The 18,378-nt window shown below is 40.0% G+C and carries 23 protein-coding genes and 3 other annotated features; of the genes, 21 read left to right on the top strand and 2 right to left on the bottom strand.

All coding sequences use genetic code 11. The features are described 5' to 3' along the window. Window positions 1–62: 62 nt before the first annotated feature. The 17 genes from mutM (at window position 63) to AMD01_RS08095 (ending at window position 13,683) form a co-directional block, all read left to right on the top strand. Entirely contained in the window at window positions 63–893 is an 831-nt protein-coding gene (mutM, locus tag AMD01_RS08025) for a DNA-formamidopyrimidine glycosylase (protein WP_053400867.1), read from the top strand. A 67-nt stretch (window positions 894–960) separates the two neighbouring features. Continuing rightward, on the top strand, window positions 961–1,599 hold the full coding sequence (gene ytaF / locus AMD01_RS08030; RefSeq protein ID WP_053400868.1) for a sporulation membrane protein YtaF: 639 nt from the start codon (window positions 961–963) through the stop codon (window positions 1,597–1,599). A gap of 33 nt (window positions 1,600–1,632) precedes the next feature. Beyond that, on the top strand, window positions 1,633–1,791 hold the full coding sequence (locus AMD01_RS23975) for a hypothetical protein (protein ID WP_157052660.1): 159 nt from the start codon (window positions 1,633–1,635) through the stop codon (window positions 1,789–1,791). Between the two features lie 69 nt (window positions 1,792–1,860). Further along, entirely contained in the window at window positions 1,861–2,118 is a 258-nt protein-coding gene (locus AMD01_RS24450) for a hypothetical protein (RefSeq protein ID WP_169775942.1), read from the top strand. Then, complete coding sequence (gene coaE / locus AMD01_RS08035; protein ID WP_053400869.1) at window positions 2,081–2,677, top strand: dephospho-CoA kinase; 597 nt, start codon at window positions 2,081–2,083, stop codon at window positions 2,675–2,677. Before AMD01_RS24450 ends, coaE begins: the two co-directional genes overlap by 38 nt. A 186-nt stretch (window positions 2,678–2,863) precedes the next feature. Continuing rightward, complete coding sequence (locus AMD01_RS08040) at window positions 2,864–3,895, top strand: glyceraldehyde-3-phosphate dehydrogenase (RefSeq protein ID WP_053400870.1); 1,032 nt, start codon at window positions 2,864–2,866, stop codon at window positions 3,893–3,895. 393 nt (window positions 3,896–4,288) lie between these two features. Then, window positions 4,289–4,669 carry an adenosylmethionine decarboxylase gene (gene speD / locus AMD01_RS08045; protein ID WP_053400871.1) on the top strand — a complete coding sequence of 127 codons (381 nt, stop codon included), beginning with the start codon at window positions 4,289–4,291 and terminating at the stop codon, window positions 4,667–4,669. Window positions 4,670–4,724: 55 nt separating this feature from the next. Beyond that, window positions 4,725–5,174, top strand: coding sequence for a cytosolic protein (locus tag AMD01_RS08050; RefSeq protein ID WP_342666970.1), 450 nt, complete (start codon window positions 4,725–4,727; stop codon window positions 5,172–5,174). A gap of 145 nt (window positions 5,175–5,319) precedes the next feature. Further along, window positions 5,320–5,781 (top strand): transcriptional regulator NrdR, encoded by a 462-nt coding sequence (gene nrdR / locus AMD01_RS08055; protein WP_053400873.1) that lies wholly within the window; start codon window positions 5,320–5,322, stop codon window positions 5,779–5,781. A 78-nt stretch (window positions 5,782–5,859) separates the two neighbouring features. Beyond that, complete coding sequence (locus AMD01_RS08060; RefSeq protein ID WP_053400874.1) at window positions 5,860–7,278, top strand: replication initiation and membrane attachment family protein; 1,419 nt, start codon at window positions 5,860–5,862, stop codon at window positions 7,276–7,278. A gap of 20 nt (window positions 7,279–7,298) precedes the next feature. Continuing rightward, window positions 7,299–8,228, top strand: a complete 930-nt coding sequence (gene dnaI / locus AMD01_RS08065) for a primosomal protein DnaI (RefSeq protein WP_053400875.1) — start codon at window positions 7,299–7,301, stop codon at window positions 8,226–8,228. 114 nt (window positions 8,229–8,342) lie between these two features. Next, window positions 8,343–9,212 carry a sporulation protein YtxC gene (gene ytxC, locus AMD01_RS08070; RefSeq protein WP_245638919.1) on the top strand — a complete coding sequence of 290 codons (870 nt, stop codon included), beginning with the start codon at window positions 8,343–8,345 and terminating at the stop codon, window positions 9,210–9,212. 50 nt (window positions 9,213–9,262) lie between these two features. After that, window positions 9,263–9,497: a binding site (T-box leader), on the top strand. A gap of 42 nt (window positions 9,498–9,539) precedes the next feature. Beyond that, window positions 9,540–11,471, top strand: coding sequence for a threonine--tRNA ligase (gene thrS, locus AMD01_RS08075; RefSeq protein ID WP_053400877.1), 1,932 nt, complete (start codon window positions 9,540–9,542; stop codon window positions 11,469–11,471). 546 nt (window positions 11,472–12,017) lie between these two features. After that, window positions 12,018–12,147, top strand: a sequence feature (ribosomal protein L20 leader region). Between the two features lie 28 nt (window positions 12,148–12,175). Next, complete coding sequence (gene infC, locus AMD01_RS08080; RefSeq protein ID WP_083446488.1) at window positions 12,176–12,736, top strand: translation initiation factor IF-3; 561 nt, start codon at window positions 12,176–12,178, stop codon at window positions 12,734–12,736. A 21-nt stretch (window positions 12,737–12,757) separates the two neighbouring features. Next, window positions 12,758–12,958 carry a 50S ribosomal protein L35 gene (rpmI, locus tag AMD01_RS08085; RefSeq protein WP_053400879.1) on the top strand — a complete coding sequence of 67 codons (201 nt, stop codon included), beginning with the start codon at window positions 12,758–12,760 and terminating at the stop codon, window positions 12,956–12,958. Between the two features lie 40 nt (window positions 12,959–12,998). Next, complete coding sequence (rplT, locus tag AMD01_RS08090; RefSeq protein WP_053400880.1) at window positions 12,999–13,358, top strand: 50S ribosomal protein L20; 360 nt, start codon at window positions 12,999–13,001, stop codon at window positions 13,356–13,358. A 55-nt stretch (window positions 13,359–13,413) separates the two neighbouring features. Next, window positions 13,414–13,683, top strand: coding sequence for a DUF1294 domain-containing protein (locus AMD01_RS08095; protein WP_281176858.1), 270 nt, complete (start codon window positions 13,414–13,416; stop codon window positions 13,681–13,683). A gap of 58 nt (window positions 13,684–13,741) precedes the next feature. On the opposite strand, the gene AMD01_RS08100 is transcribed toward AMD01_RS08095, so the two are convergent. Further along, window positions 13,742–14,131 (bottom strand): hypothetical protein, encoded by a 390-nt coding sequence (locus AMD01_RS08100; RefSeq protein ID WP_053400881.1) that lies wholly within the window; start codon window positions 14,129–14,131, stop codon window positions 13,742–13,744. Between the two features lie 117 nt (window positions 14,132–14,248). Between AMD01_RS08100 and AMD01_RS08105 the strand changes: the two genes are divergently transcribed. Next, entirely contained in the window at window positions 14,249–14,737 is a 489-nt protein-coding gene (locus AMD01_RS08105; protein WP_053400882.1) for a dUTP diphosphatase, read from the top strand. Window positions 14,738–14,811: 74 nt separating this feature from the next. Then, the gene (locus AMD01_RS08110) at window positions 14,812–15,897 is read left to right on the top strand and encodes a M42 family metallopeptidase (RefSeq protein WP_053400883.1); all 1,086 of its coding nucleotides are present in this window, start codon (window positions 14,812–14,814) and stop codon (window positions 15,895–15,897) included. A 37-nt stretch (window positions 15,898–15,934) separates the two neighbouring features. Here AMD01_RS08110 and sspI read toward each other — a convergent pair whose 3' ends face one another. Next, a complete protein-coding gene (gene sspI / locus AMD01_RS08115; protein ID WP_053400884.1) occupies window positions 15,935–16,141 on the bottom strand; it encodes a small acid-soluble spore protein SspI in 207 nt (68 codons plus the stop codon). A 119-nt stretch (window positions 16,142–16,260) separates the two neighbouring features. Here sspI and AMD01_RS08120 point away from each other — a divergent pair, with 119 nt between their 5' ends. Further along, window positions 16,261–17,016 (top strand): TrmH family RNA methyltransferase, encoded by a 756-nt coding sequence (locus AMD01_RS08120; protein ID WP_053400885.1) that lies wholly within the window; start codon window positions 16,261–16,263, stop codon window positions 17,014–17,016. 48 nt (window positions 17,017–17,064) lie between these two features. Beyond that, window positions 17,065–17,296, top strand: a binding site (T-box leader). A gap of 47 nt (window positions 17,297–17,343) precedes the next feature. Further along, on the top strand, window positions 17,344–18,378 hold the full coding sequence (pheS, locus tag AMD01_RS08125) for a phenylalanine--tRNA ligase subunit alpha (protein WP_053400886.1): 1,035 nt from the start codon (window positions 17,344–17,346) through the stop codon (window positions 18,376–18,378).

The raw sequence follows: 18,378 nt of genomic DNA on the forward strand, positions 1-18,378 counted from the left end.
GGAGCAGCAATCTTTTTTTAGGTTGTTGCTTTACTGACAGCTTAGAAAAGGAAGGGATTAAAATGCCTGAATTACCAGAGGTTGAAACGGTAAGACGCACGTTAATTGAATTAGTTAAAGGGAAAACGATCAAAACAGTAACGGTTTTATGGCCAAACATTATAAAAAAACCTGCCGAAATCGAGCAGTTTGCGGATGCATTGATCGGTGAAACGATCCAAGACGTAGGGAGAAGAGGAAAGTTTTTAAAAATCTTTCTGGACCATTACGTAATTGTTTCTCACCTGCGTATGGAAGGTCGATATGCGTTAGCAAAGAAAGAAGAGCCTTATGATAAGCATACCCACGTTATGTTTGAATTCACGGATGGTACTGAGTTGCGCTACCGTGATGTTCGGAAATTTGGTACGATGCATTTATTTACAAAAGGACAGGAAGAAACAGAAGCGCCTCTTGCAACTCTTGGACCTGAGCCATTTGACGAAGCATTTACTGCAACACTCCTAAAAGAACGCCTTATGAAAACCAATCGTAAAGTAAAAGCCGCACTGCTTGATCAGACTATTGTGGTTGGATTAGGAAACATCTATGTAGATGAAGCATTGTTCCGAGCGTCTATTCATCCAGAGAAAATTTCCAATCAGTTAACGGATGACGAAATAACAAAGCTTCATGAAGAAATCATCAAAACACTTGCCGAAGCAATTGAATTAGGCGGAAGTACCGTTCGTTCGTATGTGAACACGCAAGGGAAGGTAGGACAGTTTCAGCTTCAGCTGTATGTGTATGGGAAAAAAGGTGAAGCGTGCCGTAATTGCGGAACCGCTATTGAAAAGACGGTTGTAGCAGGACGCGGAACTCACATTTGTCCGAAATGTCAGCAACTTTCATAGGCAACTATAACAAAGGATAGGCTTCTTTCATATACTATCTCTGATACGATATGGAAGGAGCTTTATCATGACCGTTTTATTCTCACTACTTTTATTAGCTTTTGCCGTCAGCCTTGATAATTTTAGCGTTGGATTGACGTATGGCTTAAGAAAATTACGAATTCCATTAAAATCAATTATCATTATCTCCTGCTGCTCGGCGCTCTCATTAGTTGTTTCAATGCTATTAGGAAACCTGTTAGCTACATTTGTATCACCCGCATTTACGGAAAAACTCGGAGGATTCATTTTATTAATTCTCGGGGCATGGGTTTTGTATCAATTTTTCCATCCCTCTGATTCTCAGGTGGAAAATAAAAAAGAAGAAAAGGTTCTATTAAAACTTGAAATTAAAACACTCGGTGTGGTCATCAACATCTTAAAAAAACCGACCGTCGCCGACTTTGATCAATCTGGTTCCATTAACGGAATTGAAGCGATCATGCTAGGTGTGGCCCTTTCCTTAGATGCCTTTGGAGCAGGAATAGGTGCTGCCTTACTCGGGTACTCCCCACTGTACTTATCCATTATTGTTGGACTCATGAGCTTCTGTTTTTTAGGTCTAGGTATTTATTTTGGTAAAGCCTTCTCACACTTAAAATGGATGAAATCCTTCTCATTCCTCCCCGGGGTGCTACTCATTATCCTTGGGATTTTACGTCTATAAGTTCGTACATGTACGTGTAGAAAATCCATCGCAATGAAGGAAGAAGTCTCCAAAACGTCCCCATTCGATGAAAAGAGGTCTGAAGAGGAAGATGCGCCGACTCCTACGGGATTAGCGGGACAGATGAGACCCCGCAGGAAGCGAAGCGACGAGGAGGCTCAGCGCCCGCCCCGTGGAAAGGAAGCAATCTGAAACGAAAGGCCGAACTAGTTAAAAATATAATCCAGTTTGAAGTCGAAGAAGAAGATTCCAACCCATTACATGAAGGTAGAATTCTTTGAAACGTCCCCATTCGATGAAAAGAGGTCTGAAGAGGAAGATGCGCCGACTCCTACAGGATTAGCGGGACAGATGAGACCCCGCAGGAAGCGAAGCGACGAGGAGGCTCAGCGCCCGCTCCGTGGAAAGCGAAGCAATCTGAAACGAAAGACCGAACTAGTTAAAAATATAATCCCACTTTCATTCAAAAAGGAGAAGAAATATGGCTCTTGTTATCGGTTTAACTGGCGGAATTGCTAGTGGAAAAAGCACTGTATCTAATATGTTAAAAGAAATGAACATACCTGTAATCGACGCAGACGTCATCGCTAGAGAAGTCGTAGAGCCAGGAGAAAAAGCTTACGAGCAAATTGTTGAAGCGTTTGGCGAAGAAATTCTCGCTGTTGATAAAACGCTTAATCGCGTCAAGCTAGGCTCCATTATCTTTGCTGATGAACAAAAAAGAACGATTCTAAACGGTATCGTTCATCCGGCGGTTCGCCAATCCATGCTGTCGCAAAAAGAAAAGCTCATCGAAGCGAATGAGCCGCTCGTTGTCTTAGATATTCCGCTGTTATTTGAAAGCAACTTGACTCATTTAGTAGATAAAGTGCTCCTAGTCTATGTCGATGAATCTGTTCAACTCGACCGACTAATGAAGCGAAATGATTTATCGGAACAAGAAGCAATGAATCGGATTGCTTCCCAAATGAAGCTGATTGAAAAAGTATCGCTTGCGGATGCGGTAATTAATAACAATGGAAGTGTTGAAGAAACGAAGCAACAGTTGCTTAGCGTATTAGCATTTTTAGATAAATAAACGTAAAAAGAAGGAGAACGCACTCCTTCTTTTTTTGTTGTCTTAATGGTGACTAGGCGCTTTTATCAAAATGAAATTTTGAAGGTAAAATGGTGTATTTTAATTAGTGCAAAAAACTCCAAATGTGTTATACTAATAACAGGGTATATGTTAAAAAGTATAACATTAAGGGGAGTGGTGAACATCATGAAGATGCGAGTCGCAATTAGTGGTTTTGGGAGAATAGGTCGTATGGTGTTTAGAAATCTTATTAAAGAAGACAATATTGAGCTAGTGGCAATCAACGCTAGTTATCCAGCTGAAACACTTGCTCATTTAATAAAATATGATTCGATTCATGGTAAATTTGACGGAGATGTAAGAGCGAATGATGATGCCCTTTTAGTAGACGGGAAAGTTATTCAATTGTTAAGCTGCCGGGAGCCTGAATTATTACCATGGAATGATTTGAACGTAGATATCGTGATCGAAGCAACAGGGAAATTTAATTCAAAAGAAAAAGCGTCCCTTCATTTACATGCAGGAGCTAAAAAAGTTATTCTGACTGCTCCTGGAAAAGAAGCAGATGCAACGATTGTGATGGGCGTAAACGAAGACACGTTGGATGTAGATCAGCATCACGTTATTTCAAATGCTTCTTGTACGACTAATTGCTTAGCACCTGTTGTAAAAGTATTAGATGAGCATTTTGGAATTGAAAATGGATTAATGACAACGATCCACTCCTTTACAAATGATCAGAAGAATTTAGACAACCCACATAAAGACCTGCGTCGTGCCCGTGCTTGTGGAGAATCGATTATCCCAACAACCACTGGTGCTGCGAAGGCTTTAAGCTTGGTTTTACCGCATCTCAAAGGGAAATTACACGGTCTGGCGCTTCGCGTACCAACGCCAAACGTGTCACTAGTTGATTTAGTTGTCGATTTACAAACAGATGTGACGGTAGAAGAAGTAAACAATGCCTTTAATCGGGCAGCAAATGGCCCTTTAAAAGGAATTTTAGATTATACAACTGAGCCATTAGTTTCCATCGATTTTAATACGAATTCAAATTCAGCTATTATTGATGGATTATCGACTATGATGATAGGATCAAGAAAGTTAAAAGTACTCGCTTGGTACGACAACGAGTGGGGATACTCAAAACGAGTGGTTGATTTAGTGAAATATACGGCACTTCAAATGATGAAACCCTCAGAAGTAAAAGTGGGATAAAATGAAACTAAATTACAGGTTGATTGGTAGGTTTTTGTAAGCCTTACCAATCAACCTGTTTTATTTTTGACGTTTTCCGGTGGAGAGGTAGGGTAAAAAAATTATAGACACATAATAATACATGAATAATGTTCCGTAGGTAACGATTAAAAAAGAAGAAACAAACATCCTTTTCAAATGGGCGTTTGTACCAAAAAATAAAAAAACATGTGTTGCAAAATGATTTTAAACAAAGTATACTATGTTTCGTGAACTTCTTATATACCTACGGTAATGTGCTACTTAAAGGGTTAGGACCTCTTTGGACTAACTTTCCCCCGTGGTAGATGTCATTCCATATGGGAAAGGATTTCATCTAATCCATTACAATTTCTTAAAGGGGGAAACATTTAAATGGAAACTATGGGACGTCATGTAATCTCAGAATTATGGGGTTGCGACTTTGACAAGCTAAACGATATTGAATTCATTGAAAAAACATTTGTAGATGCTGCTTTAAAATCAGGAGCAGAAGTTCGTGAGGTAGCATTTCATAAATTTGCACCACAGGGTGTAAGTGGAGTCGTTATTATTTCTGAATCTCACTTAACTATTCATAGCTTCCCTGAACATGGATATGCAAGTATTGATGTATACACATGCGGGCATTTAGATCCAAATGTTGCGGCTAATCACATTGCTGAAAGCTTAGGAGCTGAAACACGTGAAACAGTTGAATTACCACGTGGTATGGGCCCTGTACAAGTGAAGCCAGCACAAGTAAAAGCACTATAATGAACAATTGTAAATGAATGAGCAAGAGGTGTATATTATACACCTCTTTTTTGTTATGATAGAAGAAAGGGTAAAAGAAGGAGCGGTCAGCATGGGGGTTCTAGATAATATTAAAAGCGTTTTCTCAACTCAATGTGAAACAGGGGATCATCATCCAGATGAGAGTTTGAGAAGTCATTACTATAAGACAACTGCCCCAAATGGGTTTAAAGCAGTCAAAGAGTTAATGGAGAAATTAGAAGGCTTCGAAATTGTAGCGGCATACGAAGATCGCGGCGAAATTAGTGTGAATATTAAAAAAGGTCGCAAAGCATTTATGGTGATTACCATTATTTCATTACGTCCATTTGAGACAGCAATTGATTTTTCTGTCACAACGGATACGAAAATTTTGCCAATGGATTTTGGGTACAGTAAGGCCATGATTAAAAGCATGTATGAACAACTGAACAAGAAGTTAGTATTTGTCCGTGCAGGAGCTACAAGAGTGGGAGCCCGTAATTAAAAATTTTACGCTCCTTTACTTGTGTTAGAAGAGCATCTTTTATAAGATGATAGATATGCAAAAGTTTTCATGCAAACAATGTGTGTTAATGTAAAAAAAGGAATATAAAATTATACAAAAATGTTGCCATAATGGAGCTGAGACCATGAAATGTCCGTCATGTTATCATAATGGAACTAGAGTCTTAGACTCTAGACCAATTGAAGAAGGACGTTCCATTCGCAGAAGACGAGAATGTGAGGAGTGCCAATACCGTTTTACAACGTTTGAGCGAGTAGAGGAAATTCCTTTAATTGTTGTTAAAAAGGATGGAGCGAGAGAAGAATTTAGCAAAGAAAAAATCTTACGCGGCCTCATCAAGGCGTGTGAAAAGAGACCTGTTCCGTTAAAGCAATTGGAAGACACGGTCATTGATATTGATAAAGAACTTCGCAGCCAAGGGGTATCTGAAATTCAATCAGATACAGTAGGCGAAATGGTGATGGAACGCCTAGCGAAAATCGATGAAGTATCATATGTAAGATTCGCCTCCGTTTATCGCCAGTTTAAAGACATTAATGTATTTATTGATGAACTGAGAGAATTAATCAAAAAAGAACGTATGTAAAAGAGCTCAGAACTAAGTCTTCGGCTCTTTTTTTATCTCTTAACGGAGGTAGTACCTTATAAGGTAGGGAAGTAAGTCATGAATCAACAACATTGGAAAGAAATGATACCAGTTGACCGTTACGTAGTAAGGGCAAGTGGCATCATTCATGAATATGATCGTAACGTCTTAACAACGCTTTATCAGCCGTTGATCGGTTCACTTTGCTTTAGCTTATACATGACTTTGTGGAGTGAGCTTGAGAAAGACCGATTATGGGGACAAGAGTCAACGCATCATCATCTAATGGTGCTGATGCAATTAAATTTAAGACAGATCCATCAAGAGCGTTTGAAGTTAGAAGGAATTGGGCTACTGCGGACGTACGTAAAAGAAGAAAATGAGAGTAGAATCTTCATTTATGAGCTACAGCCCCCACTTTCACCTTACCGTTTTTTTAACGATGGGGTATTAAACGTCTATTTATATAATCGCGTAGGGAAAAATTTGTTTCATAAAATAAAGCGATCTTTCTCTGACGGAGTGCGTCCTCAAGGTGAATTTAGCGATGTGACTCGCTCGTTTAATGAAGTGTTTCAGTCTCTTCATGAGCATGAGCTATCGCCTAATTTTGATCAAACCAATCAGGACCTGTTGGCTGATGAGGGCTTAGAATATGTCGACCACACGACCTCAAAGGCTCCGGCCGTTCAAGATGACGTATTTAACTTCGATCTGTTTTATGCGGGGTTAACAGATACGATGATTCCAAAGCGAGCAATCACAACGAAAGTAAAAGAAGCGATTAAGAAACTTGCTTTTCTGTACGGAATTGATGCTCTTCAAATGAAAAACATTGTGATTGGAGCCTTGAATGAAAATGATCAAGTAGAGATTGAACAGCTTCGGAAATCGGCGCGGGACTATTATCAATTCTCAAATGGAGATACGCTACCGAGTCTAGGAGACACGATTCAGCCACCGGCACTGCGCACAATGGAAGAGAAAGAGCCAGCGACACAGGAAGAACAGCTCATAAAACAGCTCGAAACTACCTCTCCAAGACAGCTGTTGGTCGACTTTTCAGGGGGAGCAGAGCCGGCAAAAACAGAGCTTCAGATGATTGAAGACGTTATGTTCAAACAAAAGTTGCCTGCGGGTGTAGTGAACGTTTTAATTTATTACGTCATGCTTCGAACAGATATGAAATTATCCAAAGCCTATATGGAAAAAATCGCAAGTCATTGGGCGAGAAAAAACTTAAAAACGGTGCGTGAAGCGATGGAGCTTGCAAAGCAAGAGCACAAACAATATCAAAATTGGCCGGAAGCGAAGCAAGCAAAGTCTACCTCATCACGACGAGTGGTTCGAAAAGAAATGGTACCAAAATGGTTAAACGAACAAAAAGAAGAGCAGCCACAGCAAAATAATGATGAAACCACGGCTTCCTCAAGCTTTGAAGAGGAAAAACGCAAGTTAGAAGAAGAATTAAAGCAGTACCGAAGAGATAAATCATAGGTTGAAAAGAGGTGAGGAAGATGCGTCCGTTAAATGACTCGCTTCGAGAGTTTGCCAATAAAGGGGACTTTCAAAAGCGATTTCAAGAAATGAAGAAAAAAGTGATGGCTGATGCAAGGGTTCAAGCATTTCTACGTGAAAATGAAGATCGAGTAACAACTGAAATGATTGATCGAAGCTTAATAAAATTATATGAGTATACTACTCAAAGCAAACAATGTGAGCAGTGTCCCTCACTTGGTCAATGCATTAATATGATTGCAGGGTATCATCCACAGCTCATTATTCAAGGAAAAACCATTGACTTACAGTACGAACGCTGCCCTAAAAAAGTACGTGAAGATCAGATGCAAGAGCAGCAGGCCTTTATTCAAAGTCTGTACGTGCCAAAGGATATTTTGCGCGCGTCTATGGCGGAGATTGAAGTGGAGCATGGCCGTATTGAAGCGATTAAACTAGCGCATCAGTTTCTTCGTGAATATGAGCCGGGAAAACAAGTGAAAGGATTGTATATTCATGGTCCTTTCGGTGTTGGGAAAACATACTTACTTGGCGCAATTGCGAACGAGCTTGCTGACAAGCAGGTACGTTCACTAATCGTGTACGTACCAGAGTTTTTACGTGAGTTAAAAGGTTCGTTTCAAGATCAGTCTGTGAATGAAAAAGTAGAGTTTGTTAAAAAAGCACCTGTTCTCATGCTTGATGACTTGGGAGCTGAATCCGTAACAAGCTGGATGAGAGACGATATTCTAGGAACGATTCTACAATTTCGTATGCTTGAAAACTTACCAACCTTTTTTGCTTCCAATCTAGATTGGAAACAACTTGAGCATCATTTCACGTATACACAGCGTGGTGAGCAAGAAGCGTTGAAGGCGGCAAGGATTATGGAGCGTATTCGGGCGCTTACGACACCAACAGAAGTAACGGGTAAAAACCGTCGTTATTAAAAAATGAGCAAGTTATGTGATTTTATCATCATGACTTGCTCATTTTTTTGCGTATTCCCCCATATATATAACTTGAGCGTGTCCATCAAAAAAGGGGGGGTAGGGTTGATTAAGATGTATTTTCAAAATCAAAGTGATGCTATACAGATTTATGAGTTGCTGCGTTTACAGCAAGAAACCCTTTCGGTACATGAAAATTGCTTCCGATTAGTTGATCATCAACTATTAACTATAGATGCAAAACAAACAAAAGCTGCTCTTTTTCGTGAAGTTGTTATACCGGTCTTCATTCGTTATTTGATCTCCTTTAAAGAGCAAGAATTTTTACTCTCGATTATTCAAAGTAAGTTTTTTTACGAAGATCATGAGGAGCAGATCCAGATTCTTCATATGGTTCAATCTATTCTAGAAGGTGAGCGTACAGATATACCACAAAAGCAATTTTCTAAGAGTCGTGAACGCTTAGTAGAAGAGGCTTTAGAGGAATTATTGACAGAAGAGAGAGATTTTACATTTGAGTCGTTTATTCAGTTCCGTCTCCGGGAATACTGTCAACGTCTGCAATATTATGTTGGAGTAGGTATTGATGAATACAAGCTAGAACAGGAATATCAGGTGTATATTGAACAGCTCCGTCACACGATTCGTCAGCAGACGCATTATATGAGCTGTGTCTATGTTGTTCATGAAGGAAGCGATCGGTTTAAACTCTATGATCACAGTTTGTTAGAACTAAACGACACGCAGCGAGAGTTTTTTTCAGCACATGCATCGACTACTCCAAAGACTTTATACATAGATCAACGTGTTGTGGCTCCTCTTGTTGGAATGGCGCCATCTGCTGTTTATGTGTATACAAATGATCCAACTGAAGGATCTATTCAACTGTTAAGGACCATTTTTCAAGAACGAGTCGTTCTTTATTCGCTCGCTGACTTTTTCTCTGTGTGTACAAATTATGCGCAGGAAGAGGTTGATTTCTAATGATAAACGGCATATAATAATGGAGTAATTTTACTTATATTTCTCATAAGAGATAGGTTAAGACGAGGACAAGAATATAATTTTACGGTTTTGAAGAGAGGGAAGTCATGGCTGCAAACTTCCTAACACGAGAGTTATATTTACCACCTCTAAACTTCAGCAGTGAACGAGTCTCGACTTTAGTAATTGTTGACGGATGTTTCCGTTAAAAATACTTGAGCTATTCAAGCTTATTTGCTTTGAATAGAAACAAGGGTGGTACCGCGATTATAACTCGTCCCTTTTTTGGGGACGAGTTTTTTTATTTTATAAAAGGAGTGAATAAACATGTCAGAAGTAGTAAAAATGACATTTCCAGATGGTGCAGTAAAGGAATTTCCAAAAGGCACTACAACAGAAGATATTGCCTTTTCAATTAGCCCAGGATTAAAGAAAAAATCGATTGCTGGGAAGCTAAACGGTGAATTAATTGATCTTCGTACACCTATCCAAGAAGATGGAGCAATTGAGATTGTGACACAGGGTACGTCTGAATCATTAGAGGTAATGCGTCATAGTACAGCGCATTTAATGGCTCAAGCAATCAAACGTTTATACAAAGACGTAAAATTAGGAGTAGGTCCTGTTATCGAGAATGGTTTCTACTATGATATCGATATGGAAGAAGCGATTACGCCAGAAGATTTACCTGCGATTGAGAAAGAAATGAAAAAAATCATCAACGAAAACCTTGATATCGTGCGTAAAGAAGTGCCACGAGAAGAAGCGATTCGCTTGTTTAAGGAAATCGGCGATGACTTAAAACTAGAATTAATCGATGCCATTCCAGCAGGAGAAGCAGTTTCGATTTATGAACAAGGTGAGTTTTTTGACCTTTGCCGTGGTGTGCATGTCCCGTCTACAGGCAAAATCAAAGAATTTAAGCTATTAAGCGTTGCAGGTGCGTACTGGCGCGGAGATAGTAACAACCAAATGTTACAACGTATTTACGGAACTGCATTTTTCACAAAAGAAGACTTAAACGAACATTTACGTCTTCTTGAAGAAGCAAAAGAGCGCGATCACCGTAAACTAGGAAAAGAGCTAAAACTTTTCACAAACTCTCAAAAAGTGGGACAAGGTCTACCTTTATGGTTACCAAAAGGTGCTACAATTCGTCGCGTTGTTGAACGTTATATCGTGGACAAAGAAGAGCGTCTAGGCTATCAGCACGTTTATACACCAGTATTGGGTAGCGTAGAGCTTTATAAAACATCTGGTCACTGGGATCACTACCAAGATGACATGTTCCCAGCAATGGAAATGGACAACGAGCAGCTTGTTCTTCGTCCAATGAACTGTCCTCACCATATGATGGTATACAAAAATGATATTCACAGCTATCGTGAATTACCAATCCGTATTGCTGAGCTTGGAACAATGCACCGTTACGAAATGTCAGGAGCACTTTCAGGCCTACAGCGTGTTCGTGGGATGACGCTAAATGATGCACACATCTTTGTTCGTCCTGATCAAATCAAAGATGAGTTCATTCGTACAGTACGTCTAATTTTAGATGTATATAAAGATTTCGGATTAGACGATTATTCATTCCGTCTGTCTTACCGTGATCCAGCAGATAAAGAGAAATATTTTGATGACGATGCAATGTGGGAAAAAGCACAAAGTATGTTAAAAGACGCAATGGACGAGCTAGGCATTGAGTACTTCGAAGCAGAAGGCGAAGCAGCATTCTACGGTCCGAAGCTAGACGTACAGGTTCGTACAGCGCTTGGAAAAGATGAAACGTTATCAACAGTTCAACTTGACTTCTTATTACCAGAACGCTTCGACTTAACGTATGTTGGAGAAGATGGTAAGCCGCATCGTCCGGTTGTTATTCACCGCGGCGTTGTGTCCACAATGGAACGCTTTATTGCCTTCTTAATTGAAGAGTACAAAGGTGCATTCCCTACATGGTTAGCACCAGTTCAAGCGAAAGTGATTCCAGTATCACCGGGGGTACACTTGGATTATGCGAAGAAAATTCAAGAGCAGCTCCAATTAGAAGGATTCCGCGTTGAGATGGATGAGCGCGAAGAGAAAATCGGGTATAAAATCCGTGAGGCTCAAATGCAAAAAACGCCTTATATGCTTGTAGTAGGAGATAATGAGGTAGCTGAGAACGCAGTTAACGTTCGTAAGTATGGTGAGCAAAAGTCAGAGACAGTGTCATTTGAAGAGTTTGTTCAACTATTAAAGTCAGAGGCTAAACGATAATTTAGTATCCACTTAACGAAAAAGACCCTAACGGTAGAGCTGTTAGGGTCTTTTTCGTTAAGCATAAGGGGATGAGCGCCTCCCTTGCGGGCTGCCCTCATCCCCTTATGTAAAAGATAGACCTTTGTGAGGGGAGTTCTGTGGTGCGGAGGTTGTTTGGAAGAGTAGGATTTTGCACGTGCGTTGCCGTGCTGTTTTTGGAGTAGCTTTTTTTGAGTAGGTATAGTGAGGAAGGTCTTTTTTGGATCGGTAAGGATATTGCACGTGGCGTTGCCGTGCTGTTTTTTGGAGTAGTTTTTTTTGAGTAGGTATAGTGAGGAAGGTTTTGTTTGGATGAGTAGGGAGCTTGCGCGTGACGTTGCCGCGCTGTTTTTTGTAGGGGGAGAAGGTCGTTTTATTTTTTTTATAAAAAAATAAAATGCGAAAAGGTATTGTCAACTTTTCGTAATTCTGCTACAATTTATTTCGTTGCTGTTATTTCGGCATGATTATTGACAAATGTTATGTTACTTGATATAATCTCTAATGGAAACTGAATATATGTTGATGCAAAAGAAGGAGCACCCGCTTCTCACCTGATGGACGCGCTAAGCAGTTAGCAGGTTTTGAGATCGTTTTTTATACTTGAACTTTCAAGATGTGGGTGTGTGGTACATACTCGCATCTTTTTTTATGAAACGATTAAAAAATCCTCGACGTACCAGATGCGAATCATATATTCCTTTATAAAACCTTGGAGGTGGCTACTTATTAGCAAGGACATGATGGTTAACGAAGGTATTCGTGCTCGTGAAGTTCGTCTGATCGATCAGAACGGCGAACAGTTGGGCATTAAATCTAAACAAGAAGCATTAGAAATCGCTTCTCGAGTAAATCTTGATCTTGTAATGGTTGCAGCTAACGCGAAACCACCTGTGTGTCGTATTATGGACTACGGTAAATTCCGTTATGAGCAACAACGTAAAGACAGAGAAGCTCGTAAAAATCAAAAGGTCATTAACTTAAAAGAAGTACGTTTAAGTCCGACAATTGATGAGCATGATTTCAACACAAAACTACGCAATGCAATTAAGTTCCTTGAAAAAGGAGACAAAGTAAAAGCATCGATCCGATTCAAAGGTCGTGCAATTACTCATAAAGAGATTGGTCAACGAGTTCTTGATCGTTTCTCAGCTGCTTGCACAGAAGTAGGAACAATTGAATCAGCTCCTAAAATGGAAGGACGTAGCATGTTCTTAGTTTTAGCACCTAAAAACGAAAAATAATCATACGAGGAGGAACTCCCCATGCCAAAAATGAAAACTCACCGTGGCGCTGCTAAGCGTTTCAAAAGAACTGGAAGTGGAAAACTTAAACGTTCTCACGCTTACACAAGCCATTTATTCGCTAACAAATCTACAAAACAAAAGCGTAAATTACGCAAAGCTTCTGTAGTGAGCACTGGTGACTTCAAACGCATTCGTCACCTATTAACAAACTTAAAATAAGTTCGGATTATTATAGATACAATACAGGAGGGAAACAACTATGCCACGTGTAAAAGGCGGTACAGTGACGCGTAAGCGTCGTAAAAAAGTTTTAAAATTAGCTAAAGGTTATTACGGTTCCAAACATACTTTATATAAAGTAGCTAACCAACAAGTAATGAAATCATTAATGTATGCTTACCGTGACCGTCGTCAAAAGAAACGTGATTTCCGTAAATTATGGATCACACGTATCAATGCGGCTGCTCGCATGAATGGTCTTTCTTATAGCCGTTTAATGCACGGTTTAAAATTAGCAGGAATTGAAGTTAACCGTAAAATGCTTGCTGACTTAGCAATCGCTGACGAAAAAGCATTCGCAGAATTAGCATCTGCTGCTAAAAAGAACCTAGACAAATAATACGTCAGAGCTCCTTCATATGAAGGAGCTCTTTTATTTTATGAGGTGAAAAAACGTGGAACTCTTGTGGATCTATCTGCTTGTCATTAATCTAGTTGGTTTTTTTGTAATGTGGACGGATAAACGAAGAGCGGTTCGCCATGAATGGCGGATTTCAGAGAAAACGATTTGGATCGTAAGCATTATTTTCGGAGCTTTCGGGACAACGATTGGGATGTTCGTTTGTCGCCATAAAACGAAGCACGTGCAGTTTAAGATGGGATTACCTCTATTAGCTGTAGTTGATCTGATCCTTCTCGTAGAGTGGATGAGTCGGACACAATAAGTGACATATAGAAAACGAAAAAGCATTCACAACACGTTGAGTGCTTTTTCGTTTTCTTTTACACCCTGCTCGCAATAAATTCTTTTACAGGGCTCTTCCATTGAATCTTGGCATAGGGATAGATATACTGAACTTCTTGTTCAATTCGCGTAAAGTCCATTCGAGAAAGACCCTCTAGCTGGTGTGATGTTTGGATTGAAATGTGAATGGAAATCACTTCAAATGACTCAGAAGTAGTGCCTACGTATTTTTCCCCCTCAAATAGTCGACCTTGATACGTTAGGAGAAAATTTTTACGTGCGTTGCCTTTTTCATCAAGCATGTAAAATTCTTTCTTTTCGTGTGCCGTATCTAATTTTCTTTTCGGGCTGAATAAATAATATACGCCCTTGTACAAAAGATAAAAGAAAGCACCGATAATTAGTAAACGAAAGAGAACGACAAACATTTTCGCCCCTCCTATAAAACATTCTTGTGTAATTTACGGTTTAAATCATAAAAGGTTTCATAGAAGTCGATATTTGTTATACTTTTTTTGTTCAGAAAGAAAAGGAGTGTAGAACACATGAAATTAGTACGTTTATTTGCGATGCAAAAAGAATTAGATATGCATATAGAAACAACGCATCAACTAAAAGAAGAAAACTTAATTCAGCGTAAAGTATTGGCCTTGCTTGTTGAGCTAGGTGAATTTGCCAATGAAACACGCTGCTTTAAATTTTGGAGTGTAAAAGGTGCTTCGCCAAAAGAAACCATTTTAGAAGAATATGTGGATGGTATTCACTTCTTACTATCACTTGGAATTGAATTTAGTCTTCATGATATGGATGTTATTACAAGCAGTGAACGAGGAGAAGATGTTACAGAGCAATTCTTAAAAGTATACGACGGGGTTCTCGGTCTGCGCACGGAGCCGAATCGACAAAGCTATGTTGAAGTGTTCGGTGATTACTTAGCGCTTGGTGAAATGCTTGGGTTCACGAACGAAGATGTAGAGGACGCGTATATGTCAAAAAACGAAGTAAACTATCAGCGCCAAAAAGAAGGATATTAAGAAAACGAAATATAGTTTGGATTTAATCAATTATTCTGTATAATGAAATTATTGGCATAAAAAGGAGGATGAAGATGAGTAAACTAGATGCAACATTAACGATGCTAAAAGATTTAACAGACGCTAAAGGGATTCCAGGGAACGAACGTGAGCCACGTGAAGTCATGAAACGATACATAGAGCCATTTGCCGATGAGATTACGACAGATGGATTAGGTAGCTTAATCGCGAAAAAAGTGGGACAAGAAAACGGTCCTAAAATTATGGTGGCTGGTCATTTGGATGAAGTTGGCTTCATGATTACGCAAATCGACGATAAAGGATTCCTACGTTTTCAAACCGTTGGTGGCTGGTGGTCACAAGTAATGCTAGCACAGCGCGTAACCATTGTTACGGCTAAAGGCGATGTAACAGGGATCATTGGTTCAAAACCACCTCATATTCTACCACCGGAAGCACGCAAAAAGCCTGTCGATATTAAAGATATGTTCATTGATATCGGAGCTTCTAGCCGTGAAGAAGCAATGGAATTTGGCGTGCGTCCTGGGGACCAAGTAGTGCCTTATTTCGAATTTACCGTAATGAACAACGAAAAAATGCTGTTAGCTAAAGCATGGGACAACCGCATTGGCTGTGCAATTGCCATTGACGTGTTGAAAAATTTAAAAGACGAAGCACATCCGAACGTTGTATACGGTGTTGGAACGGTTCAAGAAGAAGTTGGATTGCGCGGTGCGAAAACATCCGCTAACCTTATTCAACCTGACATCGCATTCGGTGTTGATGTAGGGATTGCTGGTGATACACCAGGTATTTCAAGCAAGGAAGCAGCAAGCAAAATGGGAGACGGTCCGCAAATCATTTTATACGATGCGTCCATGGTATCCCACAAGGGGCTTCGCGATTTGGTCACAAATACGGCGGATGAACTAAACATTCCGTATCAATTTGATGCGATTGCTGGTGGTGGAACGGATTCTGGTTCTATTCACCTGTCAGCAAACGGTGTTCCGGCTTTATCAATCACGATTGCGACTCGTTATATCCATTCACACGCAGCGATGCTACACCGTGATGATTACGAGAACGCGGTGAAATTGATTACCGAAGTGATTAAACGTTTAGATGCAGAGACAGTTCAAAATTTAACGTTTAACTAATAAAAAAATCCCCCACCTGATGAGGTGAGGGATTTTTTTATTGAAGACCTTTTTCGATTGTTGTAAGCATGTCGTGCTTGTTTGACTGATCGGAGTTTTTCCATAGAACTTCGAATAATACGCCAAGTCCAGGAAGCATTTTTTCTTCACCGCTTTGGATCGCATCCATAATAGTTGCTTCTAGTTCCTCTGGAGAATTACCGCTAACGTTTGATAAAATTGCATTTCGTAAATTTAAATCCATCCTTATCACCTCAACATATGTAATCTTTTCATGAATAGTTTTTGTCTTCTTTCCGATTTCTATGTACAATTAGTAGTAGAATAGTTGAAAAAAGTTATGAATTAAAAGGAGAAGGTACGTTGAAACGAATCGATTCAGTGAAAAATCCTCAAGTAAAAGGTTGGAAAAAGCTTCATACAAAAAAAGAGCGCGACAAAACCGGTTTATTTATCGTTGAAGGCTTTCACCTTGTAGAAGAGGCGCTTAAGCATAAAGAGAATATTAAAGAAGTGATCATTTCAGATGAAGTCGAAATTCCATCCGCGTGGAATGTTGATGATGTCTCTATCGTTTGGGTGAAGCCAGACGTAATGAAAGCTATCTCAGATACCGAAACCCCGCAAGGTGCGGCAGCGATTTGTTATCAAAGTGTGATGACAGAGCTTCCGAGCGTACAAAAGGTGTTATTATTAGACGCGATTCAGGACCCAGGGAATCTTGGAACCATCATTCGAACAGCAGAGGCGGCAGGTATCGAGCTCGTCGTGATCGGTGAAGGGAGCGTAGACGTTTATAATAGTAAGGTGATTCGTTCCACACAGGGTGCTATTTTTCACTTCCCTATTTTAAAAGGAAATCTAGGGGAAGTGATTGCTCAGTTAAAAGAACAAAACGTAGCCATTTACGGAACGTCTTTACAAAACGGCAAGCCTTATCAGGAAGTGCAAACCGCTTCCTCCTTCGCTCTAATGGTTGGAAATGAGGGGAACGGAGTAAGAGAAGAATTTCTTCAGCAAACGGATGCAAATTTGTATATTCCGATCTATGGAAAAAGTGAATCGCTAAACGTAGCGGTTGCAGCAGGAATTCTCGTGTATTATTTAGGCGGAAGGTAGTTGCAACGGACCGCCGTTTTCAATATAATAAGACAATAGTTACATATTGAAAAAACGTTGATGGAGACTAGTAGCTAGCAATTCGCTATTTAGGGAGAAGGTGCCGTGACTGAAAGTACCTTTATAGAAGAAGCGAGTGAATTCACCTCCTGAGTTGACACTTGGACCAATGAATTGTAAAGGTGTTCCGGCAAAGCCGTTAATCGTAACGAAGAGAGTAATGCAATCAGTATGTGCATTGCTAACTAGGGTGGTAACGCGACTAATACTCGTCCCTTTTTTAGGGGCGAGTTTTTTATTTTGTCTAAAATAAAGGAGGAACAAACAGTGAAAGAACGTTTACAGGAACTGCAGGCGGAAGCTATTGCAAAAGTAGAAGAAGCAGCTGATTTAAAAGCGTTAAATGATATTCGCGTAGCGTATTTAGGTAAAAAAGGACCGATTACAGAAGTTCTGCGTGGGATGGGGAAACTTTCTGCTGAAGAGCGCCCGGTGATTGGTGCCCTTGCGAATGAAGTGCGCGAGGCAATTGCAACAAAAATTGAAGAAAAGCAGACTGCTTTAGAGCAAGCGGAAGTTGAGCGTAAATTATCATCAGAATCAATCGACGTAACGCTTCCTGGTCGTCCAGTGCAAACAGGAAATCATCATCCGTTAACAGCGGTCGTTGAAGAAGTGGAAGATCTATTTTTAGGGATGGGCTACAGCATTGTAGAAGGTCCAGAAGTAGAGCAAGACTACTACAACTTTGAAGCACTGAACTTGCCAAAAGGTCACCCAGCGCGAGACATGCAGGATTCGTTTTATATTACAGATGAAATTTTAATGCGTACACATACATCTCCTGTACAAGCGCGTACGATGGAAAAAAACGCGGAAAAAGGACCGATCCGTATTATTTGTCCAGGTAAGGTTTATCGCCGCGATGACGATGATGCGACGCATTCACATCAGTTCACTCAAATTGAGGGGCTTGTTATTGATGAAAATATTAGCATGAGTGATTTAAAAGGAACGCTTGAAGCATTTGCGAAGAAAATGTTTGGTGAAGAGCGCGAAATTCGCCTTCGTCCAAGTTTCTTCCCATTCACAGAGCCTTCCGTTGAAGTAGACGTATCATGCTTCAAATGTGGAGGAAACGGATGTAACGTATGTAAAAAAACAGGCTGGATCGAAATTTTAGGTGCGGGAATGGTTCATCCAAACGTACTTGAAATGGCCGGGTACGATTCAAAGAAATATCAAGGGTTTGCTTTCGGTATGGGACCTGAGCGTATTGCGATGCTGAAGTACGGTGTAGACGATATTCGTCATTTCTATACAGATGATTTACGTTTCTTAAAACAATTCAAACGAGCATAA

The sequence above is a fragment of the Priestia koreensis genome (genome assembly GCF_001274935.1).
GTDB lineage: Bacteria > Bacillota > Bacilli > Bacillales > Bacillaceae_H > Bacillus_AG > Bacillus_AG koreensis.

What these genes read in the sequence shown, in the direction of transcription:
- AMD01_RS08040 (WP_053400870.1), top strand. Translation starts at nt 2,864, where the DNA reads ATGAAGATGCGAGTCGCAATTAGTGGTTTTGGGAGAATAGGTCGTATG.
- AMD01_RS23975 (WP_157052660.1), top strand. Translation starts at nt 1,633, where the DNA reads ATGAAGGAAGAAGTCTCCAAAACGTCCCCATTCGATGAAAAGAGGTCT.
- rpmI (WP_053400879.1), top strand. Translation starts at nt 12,758, where the DNA reads ATGCCAAAAATGAAAACTCACCGTGGCGCTGCTAAGCGTTTCAAAAGA.
- mutM (WP_053400867.1), top strand. Translation starts at nt 63, where the DNA reads ATGCCTGAATTACCAGAGGTTGAAACGGTAAGACGCACGTTAATTGAA.
- ytxC (WP_245638919.1), top strand. Translation starts at nt 8,343, where the DNA reads ATGTATTTTCAAAATCAAAGTGATGCTATACAGATTTATGAGTTGCTG.
- rplT (WP_053400880.1), top strand. Translation starts at nt 12,999, where the DNA reads ATGCCACGTGTAAAAGGCGGTACAGTGACGCGTAAGCGTCGTAAAAAA.
- nrdR (WP_053400873.1), top strand. Translation starts at nt 5,320, where the DNA reads ATGAAATGTCCGTCATGTTATCATAATGGAACTAGAGTCTTAGACTCT.
- AMD01_RS08110 (WP_053400883.1), top strand. Translation starts at nt 14,812, where the DNA reads ATGAGTAAACTAGATGCAACATTAACGATGCTAAAAGATTTAACAGAC.
- AMD01_RS08050 (WP_342666970.1), top strand. Translation starts at nt 4,725, where the DNA reads ATGATAGAAGAAAGGGTAAAAGAAGGAGCGGTCAGCATGGGGGTTCTA.
- infC (WP_083446488.1), top strand. Translation starts at nt 12,176, where the DNA reads ATGCGAATCATATATTCCTTTATAAAACCTTGGAGGTGGCTACTTATT.
- thrS (WP_053400877.1), top strand. Translation starts at nt 9,540, where the DNA reads ATGTCAGAAGTAGTAAAAATGACATTTCCAGATGGTGCAGTAAAGGAA.
- AMD01_RS08060 (WP_053400874.1), top strand. Translation starts at nt 5,860, where the DNA reads ATGAATCAACAACATTGGAAAGAAATGATACCAGTTGACCGTTACGTA.
- ytaF (WP_053400868.1), top strand. Translation starts at nt 961, where the DNA reads ATGACCGTTTTATTCTCACTACTTTTATTAGCTTTTGCCGTCAGCCTT.
- speD (WP_053400871.1), top strand. Translation starts at nt 4,289, where the DNA reads ATGGAAACTATGGGACGTCATGTAATCTCAGAATTATGGGGTTGCGAC.
- sspI (WP_053400884.1), bottom strand. Translation starts at nt 16,141, where the DNA reads ATGGATTTAAATTTACGAAATGCAATTTTATCAAACGTTAGCGGTAAT.
- coaE (WP_053400869.1), top strand. Translation starts at nt 2,081, where the DNA reads ATGGCTCTTGTTATCGGTTTAACTGGCGGAATTGCTAGTGGAAAAAGC.
- dnaI (WP_053400875.1), top strand. Translation starts at nt 7,299, where the DNA reads ATGCGTCCGTTAAATGACTCGCTTCGAGAGTTTGCCAATAAAGGGGAC.
- AMD01_RS08100 (WP_053400881.1), bottom strand. Translation starts at nt 14,131, where the DNA reads ATGTTTGTCGTTCTCTTTCGTTTACTAATTATCGGTGCTTTCTTTTAT.
- AMD01_RS24450 (WP_169775942.1), top strand. Translation starts at nt 1,861, where the DNA reads ATGAAGGTAGAATTCTTTGAAACGTCCCCATTCGATGAAAAGAGGTCT.
- AMD01_RS08105 (WP_053400882.1), top strand. Translation starts at nt 14,249, where the DNA reads ATGAAATTAGTACGTTTATTTGCGATGCAAAAAGAATTAGATATGCAT.